This window comes from Hansschlegelia zhihuaiae (assembly GCF_004103825.1).
GTDB lineage: Bacteria > Pseudomonadota > Alphaproteobacteria > Rhizobiales > Methylopilaceae > Methylopila > Methylopila zhihuaiae.
The window spans coordinates 266768-282654 of sequence record NZ_RYFI01000001.1 but is presented as its reverse complement, the minus strand read 5'-3'; the positions used below and the strand labels follow the sequence as shown (position 1 = coordinate 282654).

The window sequence follows — 15887 nt, the reverse complement described above, 5'->3', positions numbered from 1 at the left end:
CGGGCGAGCAGCCGGACCCGACCCCCGAACCGGCCCGGCAGTCGCGGCTTGCGCCCGCTCCCGAGCCTCGTCCCGCGGCCGAGGACGCGGCGCGACGTCAGGACGCAGCAGCGTCGCCCGAGTTCGCGGCGCCGGAGCCGGAAGACGGGGGCGCGGCGAACGTCGCGCCGCCAATCGAGGCGCGGCCGGCCGGAACGGCGGCCGAGGCCGCTCCGCCTCCGCCGGCGCCGAAGCCGGCCGCCCAGATCACCGCGCCCCGCGCCCCCGCGCGCGACCTCACCGGCTTCGCCTTCTCGGATCCGGCCACGACCCGCGGCGGCACCTGGAAGATCGGCGAGCCGGCGACCACGGGCTCGGTCGCGCGGCTCGGCGACGAGCTCCCCGACCAGATCGGCGGTCCGACCCTGCGAATGCGGGCGGCCTCCGGCGATCCCTCGGCGCAGCTCGAAATCGCCGACCGCCTGCTCGACGGCCGCAATGTCGAGCCCGACGCCACGGCTGCGGCCCGCTGGCTCGAGAAGGCGGCGGCCCAGGGCCTCGCTCCGGCCCAGCACCGGCTCGGCAGCCTCTACGAGAAGGGGCGCGGCGTGGTCCGCGACGTCCAGACGGCGCGCCGCTGGTACGAGCAGGCGGCCGCGTCCGGCAATGTCCGCGCCATGCACAATCTCGGCGTGGTTCACGCCGAAGGCGGACTCGGAAAGCCGGATTTCGGCGCCGCCGTGACATGGTTCCGCATGTCGGCCGAGCGCGGCCTTGTGGACAGCCAGTACAATCTCGCGGTGCTCTACGCGCGCGGCATGGGCGGCAAGCGGGACCTCGTCGAGGCTTACAAATGGTTCGCGCTCGCGGCCGCCCAGGGCGACCAGGACGCCGCCCGCAAGCGCGACGAGGTCGGCAAGGCGCTCGGCTCCTCGATCAATGTCGCCAAGGCTGCGGTCGAGCAGTTCCGTCCGCGCGCGGTGGACGCCGCCGCCAACGAGGTTCCGGCGCCCGCCGGCGGGTGGGACCGGGTCGCTGAGAAAAAGGACGCGCGGACGCCCTGATCCGGGAACCTAAGGCATTGTCCGACCAAAGTGCTTGGGATTGACGGACGCGCAAAGGGCGGGCCTTGAGTGCTGCGGCCCGCGTCCCGACGGGCGCGGATCGTCCGTCTGATGCAGATCTACCTGCCCATCGCCGAAATCCCGGTCGACGTGCTGTTCGTGCTCGGCGCGAGCCTCGCGGTCGGATTCATCTCCGGCATGTTCGGGATCGGCGGCGGCTTCCTCATGACGCCGATCCTGATCTTCATCGGGGTGCCGACCGCAGTCGCGGTCGCCTCCGAGGCGCCGCAGATTGCAGCCTCGGCCTTCACCGGCGCGCTCGCCTATTGGCGACGGCGGGCGATCGACCTCAAGCTCGGGCTGGTGCTGCTGGCGGGCGGCGTCGCGGGCAGCGGCCTGGGCGTCTGGTTCTTCAACGCGATGCGGAACGCCGGCCAGCTCGACGCCGTGATCGCGGTCGCCTATGTCGTGCTGCTCGGCGCGATCGGCGGGCTGATGCTGGTCGAATCGATCCGCTCGATCCTGCGCAGAGGCGAGCCTCCGAAGCCGAAGCGCCCGGCGGGCGGCCGCGGTCTCGCCGACCGGCTGCCGCTCAAGCTGCGCTTCCGCCGCTCGATGATCTATGTCAGCGCCATCCCGCTGGTCGGACTCGGCGCCTTCGTGGGCTTCGTCGGCGCGGTGCTCGGCATCGGCGGCGGGTTCCTGCTGGTTCCGGCGCTCGTCTACGTGTTCCGCGTGCCGACCGCGGTCGTAGTCGGGACCTCGCTGTTCCAGATCCTCGTCACCATGCTGGCCTCGACCATGATGCACGCCGTGACGAACGGCTCGGTCGACATTCTGCTCGCGACGCTGCTGATGATCGGCGGCGCGGTCGGTTCTCAGTTCGGCGTCCGGGTGGGCCAGAAGCTGCCGGGCGAGCAGCTCCGCCTGTTGCTCGCCCTCCTGCTGCTCGCGGTCGGCGCCCGCTTCCTGCACCAGCTCGCGGCCGCGCCCGACGAGCGCTTTTCGGTCTCGATCACGGAGCGCGGACGGTGAGGGCGGCGCTGCTCCTCATCGGCCTCGTGCTGGCGCCTGCGCCGGCGCGCGCCGACGGCCTGCTGCTCACCCTGTCGACGCCGAAGGTCGTGATCGCCTCGAACTTCCAGGGCGGCGAGGTGACGCTGTTCGGCGCGGCGGTCGACGCCTCGGGGGCCGTGCAGTCCGTGGAGGACTACGACCTCGTCGTGACGACGCGCGGACCGGCCGAGACGCTGACGGTTCGCGAGAAGTCGCGCTCCCACGGCCTCTGGCTCAACCGCTCGGGCAGGGAGTTTCGCGAAGTCCCCTATTTCCTCAACGTCCTGTCGTCGCGGCCGCTCGACGAGATCACGGACTTCCAGCGGAGGAGGGAAGGGGGCCTAGGCCTCGACGCGGTGGCGGCGGGCGGTTTGTCGAACGCGCTGACGCCGCTGAAGGGCGACGACGCCAAGTTCTCCGCCGCCCTCCGGCGTCTCCAGGAGCGCCGGCTGCTCTGGCGCGAGGACGCCTCGGGCGTCGAAGTCATCGGATCGTCGCTGTTCAAGGGCGCCATCACGCTCCCGCCCAACGTGCCCTTCGGAGACTTCAGCATCGAGGCGCGGCTGATGCGCGCCGGCGTGACGGTCGCGACCGGAGCAACGACGTTCCGCGTGGCCAAGGACGGTTTCGAGGCGCGCGTCGCCGGGCTCGCAGAGACCAACCGCGCGGCCTATGGCGCGGCCACTGTGGCGCTCGCGCTGCTGTTCGGCTGGCTCGCGAGCGTTATGTTCCGTCGGGACTGAAGGCTCCGGCCGAGCCTTCCCAGGAGCGGGCCGCGCGATGACCTTGATCGCGTCCGAACCGATCGGAGACGACCGCGAGATACCGACGCTGCCGCTGGCGCTCGGGCTCGCCGGGCTCGCGCCCTTCATCGCGCTCGCGCTTGCGGTCGCGCTCCAGCACCGCGACCTCGTCGGGATCGACGCCGGGGCGGCGCTGCTGTTCTACGGCGCGACGATCCTGTCCTTCCTCGGCGGCGTGCATTGGGGGCTGGCGTTGCGCCATCCCTCGGCGACGACGCGGGCGGGGCTCTACGTCGTGGCGATGATGCCGCCGCTCTGGGCCTGGGCTGGACTTCTGGTCGGCGGCGCCGCCGGCCTCGGACTGATGGCGGCCGGGCTCGCGGCCCATGGCATCCTCGACGGCGTCCGCTCCGGGCGCTTCGCGACGCCGCGTTGGTATCCGCGGTTGCGGATACTGCTCGCCGCCCTCTCGACCATCGCGACGGCGGCCGCAGCTGTTGTCATGGCGTCGCAAGCCGCTGGTAATTGAAGGCGCGAGCGGCTGCCGAAGCCGCATGATATGGTTCTTTGCGCGCAACCTGCTAGGTTTGGCGCGCTATGGGGCGGCGTAAGAGCGTACTGGGGAGTCCGCGAAACAGTGTTTGAGCGTCTGAAGGCCATTCGCGGCCCGCTGGGGGCGGCGATCGCGCTGTCCCTCGGCGTGGCGGCCGCCCCCGCCCGCGCCGCCGATCTTTACGAGCCGGCCGCCCCGATCGAGGCGACGGCGCGCGTCGAGAACGGCTGGCGCATCATCAATCCCTTCGGTCCCTGCGAGATGAACTGCACCGCGACCCTGTTCCTCGGGCGCTACATTGCGACGCCGATGACGGACATCTTCATTAAATGGAACACGCCGCCCTGGGACTGGAAGACGAAGGACTCGACCCTCGTCAGCGGCGCCTTCAACCGCGAGGTTCTGACGTATAGAGAACTCTTCGCCTTCGAGACCGAGCTCGGCGCCGGCAAGCGCTTCGGCGACCAGGACGAATGGGAGCTCTGGGGCGCGCTCTACGCCCGCTGGAAGAAATTTCCCTGGAACGACTATGTCCGCACCACGATCGCGGTCTCGACCGGCCTGAACTGGGCGTCGGGCGTCTCGCGGATCGAGGAGGAGAAGTCCAGGGACCACCAGTCCGAGGTGCTTCACTATCTATCGCCGGAGATCACCTTCGGTCTGCCGAGCCAGCCCAATCTCGACCTGGTGTTCCGCTTCCACCACCGCTCCGGCGGCGGTCTCGGCGTGTTCAACAAGACTGGCGGCGGCTCGCAATACCAGACGGTCGGCCTGCGCTACCGCTGGTGAGCCGCTGACGGCCGTTAAGCGACGCGCTGCGCGTCAGTCGGGCCTCAGGCCCTGGCCCGCGACCGCGTAGACGCCGGTCTCGCCCAGCATCCAGGCGGTCAGCGCGCCGGCGGCGAACAGGCCGTGGAACGCGGCGTCCCGAACGTTCAGCCCGCCCGCATAGGCCCCGAACGCCGGCAGCACCACGCGCGCGCCGTCGGTCGCGAAGCAGCGGCGGCGCAGTCCGTGTCCGCGGATCGCGACCTTGGCGACCGGATGAAGATGCCCGGCGAGCTCGCCCGAGCTCGCGCCGGGGCGGGGCTTATGGCGGAGCGTCAGCGCTCCGAGCGCCATCTCGGCCGCCGCCTCGCCGCCGCAGGCGGCCGGAGGCTCCGGATCATGGTTGCCCGAGATCCAGATCCAGTCGCGGCCGCGCTGGAAGGCGGCGATGGATGCGCGATCCGCCTCGCAGAGCCGGTCCGGACCGCCGCCGTCGTGGAAGCTGTCGCCGAGCGCGACGACCGCCCGCGGCCGGTAGGCCTCGACCAGCCGCGCCAGGCGCCCGAGCGTGGTCGCCGTGTCGTAAGGCGGCAGGAACTGGCCGCGCCGCGCGAAGGACGAGCCCTTCTCGAGATGGAGGTCCGCCACGACGAGCGCCCCGGAGCGCGGCTCGTAGAGCGCGCCCGACGGATCGGCGACGAGCGCGACGCCCGCGACGGACAGCGTAGGCTCGACCAAATCGTCGTGGAGGAGGGCGGAAAGAATCATCGAGCGAGAACGTAGCAGGAACCTGGGCGCAGCGTCATCCCGGCCGAAGCGGCGAAGCCGCGCGGAGCCGGGATCGTTCTCCGGACTGGGCGCGAGACCGTGAGGCCAGTTCTGAAGCGATCCCGGATCGGCCTGTCGGCCTTCCGGGATGACGCGTTCTCACAGCGCTCTCAGAAACGACGGCGGCCCTCGGTCCTGCGCCTTCGCCGCCGCCTCCGGCCCCATCGCCTCCTCGACCAGCGTTTCGGCCGCCTCGCGCAGCAGCGCGTCCTGCGCGGCGCCATAGACCGGCTCGCGGCCGACCTCGAGCAGGATTGGCACGGCGAGCGGCGAGACGCGGTCGAGCGGCCGGTGCTCGATATGGTCCTTCACCCGCTTCAGGAAGTCCGCCACCCGCCAGAGGTCGATCAGACCCCGCGAGGCGTCGGCGCGGGCCGCGCGCAGCAACACGTGGTTCGGCTCGTGGCGGCGCAGGACGTCGTAGATCAGGTCGGTGGACATGGTGACCTGCCGGCCGGTCTTGCGGTTCGCGCCGATCACGTTGCGCTCGATCAGCCCGGCGATGATCGCGCAGTTCCGGAAGGTGCGCTTCATCAAGGCGCTCTCGGCCATCCAGGCTTCGAGGTCGTCGCCGAGCATGTCCTCGTCGAACAGTTGGTCGAGCGAGAGCAGGCCGCCGTCGATCATCGCCGAGACGTCGCCAAGTCCCCAGATCGCGAGCGCATAGTCGCTCGCCACGAAGCCGAGCGGGCGGGCGTGGGCGCGCTCCAGCCGCCGCGTCAGCAGCATGCCGAGCGTCTGGTGGGCGAGCCGCCCCTCGAACGGGTAGGCGACGAGGAAGTGCTTTCCGGCCCGTGGAAAGGTCTCGACCAGCAGCCGGTTGCGGTTCGGGATGATGGAGCGCTCCTGCTGGTAGGAGAGCCATTCGCGCACCTGGGTCGGCAGCCGTGGCCAGCTCTCGCGGTCGTCCAGCATCGCCCGCACCCGGGCGGCGACGTCGGTGGTGAGCGGCATGCGCCCGCCCACATAGGTCGGGACCTTGGGGGCCTCGGAGGACGAGCGCGAGACGTAGAGCTCGGTCTCGATCAGCGCCTCGTATTTCAGGATCTCTCCGCCGAACATGAAGGTGTCGCCCGGCGTCATGGTCTCGACGAAATACTCCTCGATCTCGCCGATCACCCGCCCGCCGAAGCCCGCCGGGCCGACGCCGCCGGCGGCCGTCCGCCGCACGCGGCCGAGCCGGACCTTGAGCGACGTCGCCTCGATGATGGTGCCGACATTCATGCGCCAGCGCTGCGCTGTCGCGGGGTTCGCGACGCGCCAGAGCCCGTCTTTGGTCTTCCGGATCTTGGCGAAACGCTCATAGGACTTCAGCGCGTAGCCGCCGGTCGCGACGAACTGGACGACGTCCGAAAAGGTCTCGCGGTCGAGCGTCTCGTAGGGCGCGGTGGAGACGACCTCTTCGTACAGCGCGTCCTCGTCGAAAGGGCCGCCGCAGGCGACCCCGAGGACGTGCTGGGCGAGCACGTCGAGCCCGCCGGGCTTCACGGCATCGGCGTCCTGCTCGCCGGCGAGCGCCGCCTCCCGCGCGGCCTGGCATTCAATGACCTCGAAGCGGTTCGCCGGCACCAGGATCGACTTCGACGGTTCGTCGAGCCGGTGGTTGGCGCGGCCCGTCCGCTGCAGCAGACGCGAGGACCCCTTAGGGCTTCCCATCTGGACCACGAGGTCGACGTCGCCCCAGTCGATCCCGAGGTCGAGCGTCGAGGTGCAGACGATCGCCTTCAGCCGCCCCTCGGCCATCGCGGCCTCGACCTTGCGGCGCTGGCCGACGTCGAGCGAGCCGTGGTGGAGCGCGATCGGCAGCGTGTCGTCATTGACCTCCCACAGCGCCTGGAAGGTGAGCTCCGCCTGCGCGCGCGTGTTGGCGAAGACCAGCGTGGTCTTGTGGCGCCTGATCTGTTCGTAGATCTCGAGGATGGCGTGGCGGCCGCCATGCCCGGACCAGGGCAGCCGCTCGTCGGTCTCGTGGACCGTGATGTCGGGCGCGGCGCCGCCGGCGATCTGGACCAGCTCCGCAGGCCCGCGTCGCGATCTCGGATCGCTCAGCCAGCGCTGGAGCTCCGCGGGCGTCTTCACCGTCGCGGACAGGCCGACGGTCGTAAGCTCCGGCGCGATCGCCTTCACGCGGGCGAGCGCGAGCGCGAGCTGGTCGCCGCGCTTGGTCGGCGCGAGCGCGTGCAGCTCGTCGACCACAATGCGGCGCACGGTCTCGAAAAGGCGGACCGCGCCGGGATCGCCGATCAGCAGCGCGAGCTGCTCGGGCGTGGTCAGCAGCATGTCGGGCGGGCGCTGCTTCTGACGCTTCCGGCGCGAAGGCGGCGTGTCGCCGGTGCGACCCTCGATCGAGATGGGCAGCCCCATCTCGGAGACCGGCGTCGTCAGGTTGCGGGCGACGTCGACCGCGAGCGCCTTGAGCGGCGAAACGTAGAGGGTGTGGAGTCCGGCGTTCTCGCTTTGGCTGCCCTCGGCGAGCTCCACCAAGCTCGGCAGGAAGCCCGCGAGCGTCTTGCCTGCGCCCGTCGGCGCGATCAGCAGCGCGTCGCGGCCAGCGCGGGCGTGCGCCATCAGCTCGAGCTGGTGCGCGCGCGGCGTCCAGCCGCGGTCCGCGAACCAGCGCAGGAAGCGGTCGGGCAGGATCGCGGCTGCGTCGCTGCGACAGCGGGCGGACACGGTCTATAATATAAGCGCGCGACGCGCTCGAGCCAGTCGAAGGCCGCCCGACGTGATAAGCCTTTTGCCGATTGATAGCTTGCCTGAGATCATCGCCGCATTTCGGTGAGCCGGAGTCGTCGCTGTGACGCGAACATTTCTTGCCGTCGCGCTGATTATGACCGGCATTCTCGAGCCTGTCGCCGCCGGAGACAACAACCCGGAGGCTTGCCGGGCAATCTTCTCGGGCAGCGGCGGCTTGATCTCGCAATGCCTCCGTGAGGCACCGAAGGCAAAGGGAACGCCGATCCAGCTGCTCTCGGAACATCAGCTGAAAGACTTCTGCAGTCGGTTCGATGACGTGAGCGACGCCATCAACTGCTACACGGAGATCGGTTGGTTAAAGCACTTCAAGGGCGATCTCGGCGCCGAGAATAAAGAGGGGCTGAAGTCCGAGTTCGCAGACCGCTGGAAACTGAATAGCCAGCGCGAATGTGGGTCCGAGGCGACCAAGACCGCGGCCCTCGACTGCGTCTTGCTCCAGCGCAGCGGCACGCTGTCGGCCTATGACGAGGCGAACGCTAAGGCGGCGCGCGCTCAGCAAGATGCAGATCCAATCGTTCAGTTCTGCAAGAATGCGTTCGGCGCATATTGGGAAGGCGTCGAGCGATGTGTCAAAGATCAGCGATCGGCAAAAGCACGCATGGGATACTGAGGTACCATATTGGGTGCCGGCTGGTTTGACTCGCACCTGACGGAACGAGGCATATCTCTTTCTCCGCATGCGCCCCGAAGACCTGCTCTGTCCCACCCCCCGCGGCCTCTATTGCCCGCCGGCCGACGCCTATATCGACCCGATGCGGCCCGCCGAGCGGGCGCTGATCACGCACGGCCACGCCGACCACGCCCGCCCCGGCAACGGCGCGGTGATGGCGACGCCCGAGACGCTCGCCATCATGGAGGCGCGCTATGGCGAGGATTTTTGCGGGACGCGCCAACCGTCGCCCTATGGCGCGAAGACCAGGGTCGGCGAAGTTTCGGTCAGCTTCCACCCCGCTGGCCACGTGCTGGGCGCCGCGCAGATCAGGCTGGAGTGGAAGGGGTTCCGGGCCGTGGTCTCGGGCGACTACAAGCGCGCCCATGATCCGACGGCGGCCGATTTCGAGGTCGTCCCCTGCGACCTGTTCGTCACCGAGGCGACCTTCGGCCTGCCGGTGTTCCGGCATCCGCCGGCCGAGGACGAGATCGCCAAGCTGCTCCATTCCGTCGAGCTGTTTCCCGAACGCGCGCATCTCGTCGGGGCCTATTCGCTCGGCAAGGCGCAGCGGCTCATGAAGCTGCTGCGCGCCGCCGGCTGGGACCGCCCGATCCACCTCCACGGCGCGATGGTCCGGGTGACGGAGGCCTATGCGCGCCTCGGCGTCGATCTCGGCGAGACTGTGCAGGTGACGGCGGCGGACCGCGCCAAGCTCGCCGGCGCGATCGTGCTCTGCCCGCCCTCGGCGCTCCGCGAACTCTGGGCCCGCAAGTTCCCCGACCCCGTGGCGGTCGCGGCCTCCGGCTGGCTCAGGGTCCGGGCCAGGGCGCGCCAGGGCGGCGTGGAGCTGCCGCTCGTCGTCTCCGACCACGCCGACTGGGACGAACTCCGCCGGACGATCCTCGACACGGGCGCCGAGGAGATCTGGGTCACGCATGGCGAGGAGGACGCGCTGGTCCATTGGTGCGGGACCGCTGGGCTGAAGGCGCGGCCGCTCAGGCTGGTGGGCTATGGCGACGAGGGGGACGAGACGCCAGCCGAGGAGGCGGCCGCGCCGTGAACCGCTTCGCCTTCCTGCTCGACCGCCTCGCCTACGAGCCGCGGCGCAACGCCAAGATCCGGCTGATGGCCGAGTACTTTCGCGAGACCCCCGACCCGGAGCGCGGCTTCGCGCTGGCGGCGCTCACCGGCGCGCTGTCGTTCCGGCACGCCAAGCCCGGCCTGATCCGCGGCCTCATCATGGAGCGGACGGACCCGGTGCTGTTCGGGCTGTCCTACGACTATGTCGGCGACCTCGCCGAGACCGTCGCGCTGATGTGGCCGGGGGAGACCCGCGCCAATCGCTCGCCGCTGCTGTCCGAAATCGTCGAGGGACTAACGTCGACCGCCAAGCTCGACCTGCCGAAACGGCTCGCGCAATGGCTCGACGCGCTCGACGAGACCGGCCGCTGGGCGCTCCTGAAGCTCATCACCGGCAGCTTGCGCATCGGCGCGTCGGCGCGGCTCGCCAAGACCGCGGTGGCGGCGCTCGGCGAGGACGTGAAACCCGACGACGTCGAGTTGGTCTGGCCGGGGCTGGCGCCGCCTTACGAAGATCTGTTCGCCTGGGTGGAGGGGCGGGGCGAAAGGCCCTTCGCCGAGGACCCGGCGCCGTTCCGGCCGCCGATGCTCGCGCACCCGCTCGAGGACGCCAACTTCCGGGCCTTCGAGCCCAAGGACTTCGTCGCCGAATGGAAGTGGGACGGCATCCGGGTGCAGGCGTCCGCCGGACGCGACGCGGAGGGGCGACATGTCGCGCGGCTCTGGAGCCGGTCGGGCGAGGACGTCTCGGGCGCGTTTCCGGATCTCGTCGAGGCGCTGACCTTCGATGGCGCGATCGACGGCGAACTGCTGATCCTGCGCGAGGGCCGCGTGCAGACCTTCAACGTGCTGCAGCAGCGGCTGAACCGGAAGAGCGTGACGCCGAAGCTGCTGGCCGAGTTCCCGGCTCATATCCGCGCGTACGATCTGCTCGTCGAAGGCGACGAGGACTTGCGCGAAAGGCCCTTCGAAGAGAGGCGAAAGCGCCTTGAGGCCTTCATCGCGCGGGAAGACAACCGCCGAGTCGACCTTTCGGCCATCGTCCCGTTCGATGACTGGGACGGGCTCACGGCCGCCCGGCTCGACCCGGCCTCGGCGGGCGCCGGCGACGACGCGGCCGCCGTCGAGGGGCTGATGGTGAAGCGCCGCGACAGCCCATACGTGGTCGGCCGGCCCAAGGGTCTCTGGTTCAAGTGGAAGCACGACCCGATGACGGTCGACGCGGTCCTGATGTATGCCCAGCGCGGCCACGGACGGCGCTCGTCCTTCTATTCGGACTACACGTTCGGGGTCTGGACCACGGATCCCGAGGAAGGAGAGCGGCTGGCGCCGGTCGGCAAGGCCTATTTCGGCTTCACCGACGAGGAACTGACCGAGCTCGACCGCTTCGTGCGCAAGAACACCACGAACCGCTTCGGCCCAGTGCGGGAGGTGGTCCACACCGCGGAGCAGGGGCTCGTGCTGGAGATCGCCTTCGAAGGCATCGCGCGCTCGACGCGGCACAAATCCGGCGTGGCCATGCGGTTTCCGAGGGTCGCCCGCATCCGCTGGGACAAGCCGACCGCGGAGGCCGACAGGCTGGAGAGCCTCGAGGCGCTGATCGCGGAGAAGGAGGGGGCGTAGATCGTGGCGCGCGCCGACCCTCTCCCCTTTGCGGGAGAGGGTTGGGAAAGGGCGGGGCGGATGACGCCCCCTCATCCTTAGCTTCTCCCGCTTGCGGGAGAAGGGGGCTTCGACGTCGCGCGCTGCTTCAGGCCGCCTCGACCAGGCGGCGCACCAGAATGAGGTCTTCCGGCTTGTCGACGTCGATCGCGGCGCGGCCGAACGGCATCTCGACGACGCCGGCCGTCAGTCCGCCGATCCGCTCGACCTCGGCGATCACCCGCGCGACCGTCAGCCTCCCCATGGCGTAGGCCAGAATCGCGCTCGGCCCGAGCTTGTGCAGCATCTTGAGCGGCTTCTTGCGGAGCTGTTCGAATTCGCGCCACAGGCCGATGGCGTGCTCGGCGTCGACATTGTCGAGGTGGAACAGGTTGCAGCCCGAATAGGCGGCGTCGGCGAGCTTGATGAAGGTGCGCTTGGTGTCCGGCGCCGCCGCCATGACGATCTCCGCCCGCGCGACGCCGATCACGACGTCCTTGGCCGGCCGATGATCCATGAAATAGCGAACCCATTCGGGCTCGAGCAGCGCGTGGTCGGCGGTGGTGATCAGCGTCGGTCCGCCGGTCGTCCTGAGGCCGTCGATCACGCTCTCGCTCAGCGTCCTGGCCGAGCGGATCACCTCGACGCCCGGCATGGTCACGAGCTTCGGCCGGTTGATCGACACCACGATGCGGTCGACCCGCCCGCTCTCCTTCAGCGCGTGGACGACCCGCTCCAGCATCGGCTCGCCGCCGACCGGGATCAGCGCCTTGTGGCTGACGCCCGCGAACTCCGCGAGCTGGTCGCCGCCCTTGCGGGTCCCGGCCAGCACCAGGGCGGCGGTCACCGCGCCAGCGCCTTCTCGTAGATGCGGTAGGTCTTGTAGGCCCTGCCGCCGCCGAGCGCCTCGCCGATATGGCGCATCGGCTTGTTGGTCTCGAGCACCCAGGACATCTCGACGTGCCGCACGTTGCGGGCGCGGCCCTCCTCGCGAAACTTCTCGAAGATGAAGAGCGGCAGCACCTTGCCGAGATAGCCCGAATGAAATTCGCGCCTGACGCCCATCAGCGGGATGCGGCCCGACGTGTAGGTGCGGCGCTTCAGCCGCCAGAGCAGCTTGGCCCAGCCGAAGGGCAGCAGCTCGCCGTCGAGATCCCTGATCATCTCGTTGAGGTTCGGCAGCGACAGCCCGAAGGCCGCCGGCCGTCCCTTGACCTCGACGAACCAGAGGAGCCGCTCGTCGAGCAGCAGCTTCATGGACTTCGCCATGTGGTCGAGCTCGTCCGGCCCGAACGGCAGGAAGCCCCAATTCTCCGACCAGGCGTCATTGAAGATGTCGACGACGGTCGCGAGCTCCTCATGGTAGCGCGACCAGTCCATGTGCCTGACCTTGACGTCGGCCGGACGCTCCCGCTCCAGGATGCGCTCGATCGCGCGCGGGAACGGGACCTGCGTGTCGTGCAGATAGGCGAAAAGGTCCATGACCTTGGCGTAGCCCTCGGCCTCGACGCGCGGCGCGACGTAAGGCAGGTCGTGCGGCATCAGCAGCATCGGCGGCGTGTCGAAGCCGTCGACGAGCAGCCCGGACTCTTCATTGATGTTGAGGTTGAACGGACCCTGCGCCTGCGTCTTGCCGCGCGACTTCAGCCACTCCTCGGCGGTCGAGAACAGCGCATGAAAGATCTCGCCGTCGTCCTCGGCCGCGATCAGCCCGAACTGCCCGACCTCGCCCAGCCGCGGGTCGGCCTGCGCGCTGATCCGGCCGACCGGGCGCCCATCCCGCCAGGCCATCCAGAACTGGGCCTCGACATGCTTGAACAGCGGGTTGGATTTCTGCGACAGCGCCTGACGACGCTCGAGCTTCAGCGGCGCGACATAGGTCGCGTCGGCGGCATGCAGCCGGTTCGGCAGGGCGATGAACCGGTCGAGTTCGCGCGCGCCATCGACCGGACGGATCTCGGGAGAGCTCAACCCGTCGCCTCCGCGAGGCGGCCCGCGGGAGGCCGTGGAGCGCGCGGTTCGGGCCAGCCGCCGTCGATCCGCCACAGCCGCCACGCGCCGATCAGCGCGAACAGGATGAGCCCGGTCCACGCGCCGACCGCGGGCGCCACCACGCCTGTCAGCCCGAGCGTCGTCATCACGCCGTCGCCGAGCAGGAACAGCAGGCCCGCCGCCAGCGCCGTGAAGCCGTGCCATGTCGAGCGGGCGTCGCGCCAGTTGAGCAGGGAGGCCGGCATCGCGAGCAGCACCATGACGATCAGGCCGAGCGGCGCGGCGTAGACCCGTTCGATCAGCGTCTCGTAGAACGGCAGCGGCGCGTTCGGCGTCTGCTCGCCCGCCACCACCTTGCGGGCGGCCGTGAGCGAAATCCGGCTCTCGGGCGAGAGCGCCGCGAGCACGTCGTCCGGCGTCATGGTGGTGTTCCAGACGCCGTCGGCGGAGGATTTTTCGTTCAGCGTCTGGCGCGCCCAGGAGACGCGCTCGGCTCCCGAAAGCGTCCATTTGCCGTCGCGGTAACGGGCCTCCGCCACCGTCGTGCGCGCGATCACGATCTTGCTCGAGTCTCGGTCATAGATGCGCAGGTCGCGGAGCCTGCGGCCGCGATCGCTCACGCGGTCGAAGGAGATCACGGCGTCGCCAACGCGCAGCCATGTGGTCTTGGCGTTCTTGCCCTCCTCCTCGGCCTTCTCCAGCCGCTTGGTCGCCTGGATCGCGAGCTTGGCCTCGGTGCGCGGCGCGATGACGTCGATCAGCGTGGAATGCACGATGACGAGCGCGAGCGCGCCCGGCAGCATCGACAGGAACATGCCCAAAGCGCCTCGCCCCGCCGCGCGCATCGCCGTGATCTCGCTGTTGCGGGCGAGCAGCGCGAGCGTGATCAGCGCGCCCACCAGCGCGCCGAGCGGCAGCGCGTGGACCAGCAGGGTCGGGAACCGCAGCGCGACGTAGCGCAGGATGCCCAGCACTCCTTCGCCCGCCCCGAGGATGTCGCCGGCGTTTTCAACGAGGTCGAGGATTTCGGCGATGAAGGCGAGGATGAAGGTCGCCGTCAGCGCGAGCTTGAACAGCATGACGCTGAGATAACGCGAGAACCGCATTCAGGCCTCCGCGGTCCGGAACCGGCCCACGACGCGGCGCGTCGCCTGGGAGAGGCTGTCGCTCACCCCGTCTATGGCGCGTGAGATGATGGTGTCGCCAGGCCGGTCCGTGCTGGTGCGGAACAGGATGAGGGCGATGCCGAGGAACAGCACGAACGGGCTCCAGCAGGCGATCCAGGCCGGCGCCAGGCCCTTGTCGGCGAGCGTCTCGCCGATCTGCAGCGCGTTGTGGCAGACCACCATCATGATCGCGGCCGCCGCCATGTTCACGATGCGCGTGTTGCGCCGCATCGTCATGCTGAGCGGCACGATCAGCAGCGGCAGGAAGATGAGCGAGAGCGACCGCGCCAGCCGTGAATGGAACTCGGCGGCGAGCTGCTCGCGTGGTTGCGAGGGCAGGGGCGCGTCCATCTCGTTCCAGAGCTCGGTCATGGTGAGTTCGCGTTCGCTGCCGCCGCGCTCGCGGAACGGCGGCGCCTTCAGGTCGAACTTGCGGTCGAGGATGAAGTCCTGGAAGCGCAGCGTGCTCGGCCGTTCAGCGCCGTAGTCGCGGACCACGGCGCCGTTCTTGAGGCGGAGCTGGATTTGAGTCTTGTCGGGCGTGAGCTCGAGCGACCCGGTGGCGGCGGAGGTCACGACGTCGACGCCGTTCTCGCGGTTCTGGATGAAGACGCCCTTGAGGTTCCGGCCGGTCTTGTCGACCTCGTCGGCCGTGATGGTCAGGCCGTCCTTGACGCTGATGAAGGTCGCGGCCGGCGCGTGGGCGCGCCAGGCGTAGGAGACCGACTGGTTGATGATCTCGCGATAGGCGTAGCGGCATAGCGGCGAGAGATATCCAACCACCACGATGCTTACGACGCTGAGGACCACGCCGAGCGCGATCAGCGGCCGCACGATCGAGCGGACGGAGACGCCGGAGGCGAGCCCCGCCTCGAGCTCGGCGCCGGCGCTGAGCTTGGAGATCGCGCTGTAGACCCCGAGCGCGAAGCCCGCCGGCATCGCGAAGCCGAGATAATGCGGAACCAGATTTCCGGCGAGCGCGAAGGCGATGAAGATCGGGGCGCCGGCGGTCGCCAGGATGTCGATGAGCCGCAGGATGCGCTCGAGCAGCAGCGCCATCAGCACCACGCCGAGCGAAACCATCATCGGCTTCAGCGTCAGCGCGAGCACATAACGGTCAAGGATGCGCATCCGAGGCAGGAGGGTCATCAGGCGGCCGCCCAGCGCGACTTGAGTTCGGCCACCAGCGCGTCGAGCGCGGCGTCGTCAAGGTCGACGGCGGTTCCGAGGTCCGGCGGCCCCGGCCAGCCCACGTCCGTGAACGCCGCCTGGCCGAACCGCCGCTCGCCGTCATAGCGCGGGATGACGTGGAAGTGGACGTCCGGGTCGACCATCATCAGCATCAGATAATTGATGCGCTGGTAGTCCACATGCGCCTTGAGGACGCGCTCGATCCCGGCGACGGCGTCCCGCAGGTCCGCAAAGGCCTGCGGGCTCAGTTCGGAGAACGCCTTCGCGTCCTCGCGGCAGACCAGGACCAGCGACCCGAGCGTCGGCTGCTTGGGACGGACGAGCACCGTCCAGGCCCCGACATCCGCGACCGCGGAGCGGGGATGGCCGAACTTCTGCATCGTGGCGTTCGTCATGAGAGTTTCATGATCCCTGGCC

General features: G+C 69.6%; 15 protein-coding genes. 8 read left to right on the top strand and 7 right to left on the bottom strand.

The features are described from left to right. The 5 genes from EK403_RS22080 to EK403_RS01305 form a co-directional block, all read left to right on the top strand. The coding region (locus tag EK403_RS22080) for a tetratricopeptide repeat protein (protein WP_164919454.1) at window positions 1–1043 on the top strand (1043 nt) is incomplete at its 5' end. Between the two features lie 111 nt (window positions 1044–1154). Further along, a complete protein-coding gene (locus EK403_RS01320) occupies window positions 1155–2078 on the top strand; it encodes a sulfite exporter TauE/SafE family protein (protein WP_128775702.1) in 924 nt (307 codons plus the stop codon). Beyond that, window positions 2075–2842: a TIGR02186 family protein gene (locus EK403_RS01315; protein ID WP_128775701.1), complete on the top strand. Its 768-nt coding sequence runs from the start codon at window positions 2075–2077 to the stop codon at window positions 2840–2842. The genes EK403_RS01320 and EK403_RS01315 overlap by 4 nt, the downstream gene beginning before the upstream one ends. Before the next feature lie 37 nt (window positions 2843–2879). Continuing rightward, complete coding sequence (locus tag EK403_RS01310; protein WP_128775700.1) at window positions 2880–3371, top strand: DUF3429 domain-containing protein; 492 nt, start codon at window positions 2880–2882, stop codon at window positions 3369–3371. A 108-nt stretch (window positions 3372–3479) separates the two neighbouring features. After that, the gene (locus EK403_RS01305) at window positions 3480–4184 is read left to right on the top strand and encodes a hypothetical protein (RefSeq protein WP_245479440.1); all 705 of its coding nucleotides are present in this window, start codon (window positions 3480–3482) and stop codon (window positions 4182–4184) included. A gap of 33 nt (window positions 4185–4217) precedes the next feature. Here the strand turns inward: EK403_RS01305 and pdeM are convergent, their stop codons facing one another. Further along, window positions 4218–4931: a ligase-associated DNA damage response endonuclease PdeM gene (gene pdeM, locus EK403_RS01300; protein WP_128775699.1), complete on the bottom strand. Its 714-nt coding sequence runs from the start codon at window positions 4929–4931 to the stop codon at window positions 4218–4220. Window positions 4932–5090: 159 nt separating this feature from the next. Next, window positions 5091–7664, bottom strand: coding sequence for a ligase-associated DNA damage response DEXH box helicase (locus EK403_RS01295; RefSeq protein ID WP_128775698.1), 2574 nt, complete (start codon window positions 7662–7664; stop codon window positions 5091–5093). A 124-nt stretch (window positions 7665–7788) separates the two neighbouring features. Between EK403_RS01295 and EK403_RS01290 the strand changes: the two genes are divergently transcribed. The 3 genes from EK403_RS01290 to EK403_RS01280 all read left to right on the top strand — a co-directional run bounded on the left by EK403_RS01290 (window position 7789) and on the right by EK403_RS01280 (window position 11103). Continuing rightward, window positions 7789–8358 carry a hypothetical protein gene (locus tag EK403_RS01290; protein ID WP_164919453.1) on the top strand — a complete coding sequence of 190 codons (570 nt, stop codon included), beginning with the start codon at window positions 7789–7791 and terminating at the stop codon, window positions 8356–8358. A gap of 67 nt (window positions 8359–8425) precedes the next feature. Continuing rightward, a complete protein-coding gene (locus EK403_RS01285) occupies window positions 8426–9460 on the top strand; it encodes a ligase-associated DNA damage response exonuclease (protein ID WP_128775696.1) in 1035 nt (344 codons plus the stop codon). After that, on the top strand, window positions 9457–11103 hold the full coding sequence (locus tag EK403_RS01280; RefSeq protein WP_128775695.1) for a cisplatin damage response ATP-dependent DNA ligase: 1647 nt from the start codon (window positions 9457–9459) through the stop codon (window positions 11101–11103). The genes EK403_RS01285 and EK403_RS01280 overlap by 4 nt, the downstream gene beginning before the upstream one ends. A gap of 127 nt (window positions 11104–11230) precedes the next feature. Here the strand turns inward: EK403_RS01280 and EK403_RS01275 are convergent, their stop codons facing one another. From EK403_RS01275 to EK403_RS01255, 5 genes are read right to left on the bottom strand one after another with little or no spacing between them, the layout of a single operon-like run. Beyond that, entirely contained in the window at window positions 11231–11968 is a 738-nt protein-coding gene (locus EK403_RS01275) for a nucleotidyltransferase family protein (RefSeq protein WP_128775694.1), read from the bottom strand. Continuing rightward, entirely contained in the window at window positions 11965–13092 is a 1128-nt protein-coding gene (locus EK403_RS01270; protein ID WP_128775693.1) for a dATP pyrophosphohydrolase, read from the bottom strand. The genes EK403_RS01275 and EK403_RS01270 overlap by 4 nt, the downstream gene beginning before the upstream one ends. Continuing rightward, a complete protein-coding gene (locus tag EK403_RS01265) occupies window positions 13089–14219 on the bottom strand; it encodes an LptF/LptG family permease (RefSeq protein WP_128775692.1) in 1131 nt (376 codons plus the stop codon). Before EK403_RS01265 ends, EK403_RS01270 begins: the two co-directional genes overlap by 4 nt. Beyond that, window positions 14220–15428 (bottom strand): LptF/LptG family permease, encoded by a 1209-nt coding sequence (locus EK403_RS01260; protein ID WP_128775691.1) that lies wholly within the window; start codon window positions 15426–15428, stop codon window positions 14220–14222. It abuts the gene before it with no gap. Beyond that, window positions 15428–15865, bottom strand: a complete 438-nt coding sequence (locus EK403_RS01255) for an HIT family protein (protein ID WP_128775690.1) — start codon at window positions 15863–15865, stop codon at window positions 15428–15430. Before EK403_RS01255 ends, EK403_RS01260 begins: the two co-directional genes overlap by 1 nt. Window positions 15866–15887: the final 22 nt, after the last annotated feature.

Coding starts and splice junctions, on each gene's coding strand:
- EK403_RS01320 (WP_128775702.1), top strand. CDS start 1,155: ATGCAGATCTACCTGCCCATCGCCGAAATCCCGGTCGACGTGCTGTTC.
- EK403_RS01310 (WP_128775700.1), top strand. CDS start 2,880: ATGACCTTGATCGCGTCCGAACCGATCGGAGACGACCGCGAGATACCG.
- pdeM (WP_128775699.1), bottom strand. CDS start 4,931: ATGATTCTTTCCGCCCTCCTCCACGACGATTTGGTCGAGCCTACGCTG.
- EK403_RS01285 (WP_128775696.1), top strand. CDS start 8,426: ATGCGCCCCGAAGACCTGCTCTGTCCCACCCCCCGCGGCCTCTATTGC.
- EK403_RS01265 (WP_128775692.1), bottom strand. CDS start 14,219: ATGCGGTTCTCGCGTTATCTCAGCGTCATGCTGTTCAAGCTCGCGCTG.
- EK403_RS01260 (WP_128775691.1), bottom strand. CDS start 15,428: ATGACCCTCCTGCCTCGGATGCGCATCCTTGACCGTTATGTGCTCGCG.
- EK403_RS01255 (WP_128775690.1), bottom strand. CDS start 15,865: ATGACGAACGCCACGATGCAGAAGTTCGGCCATCCCCGCTCCGCGGTC.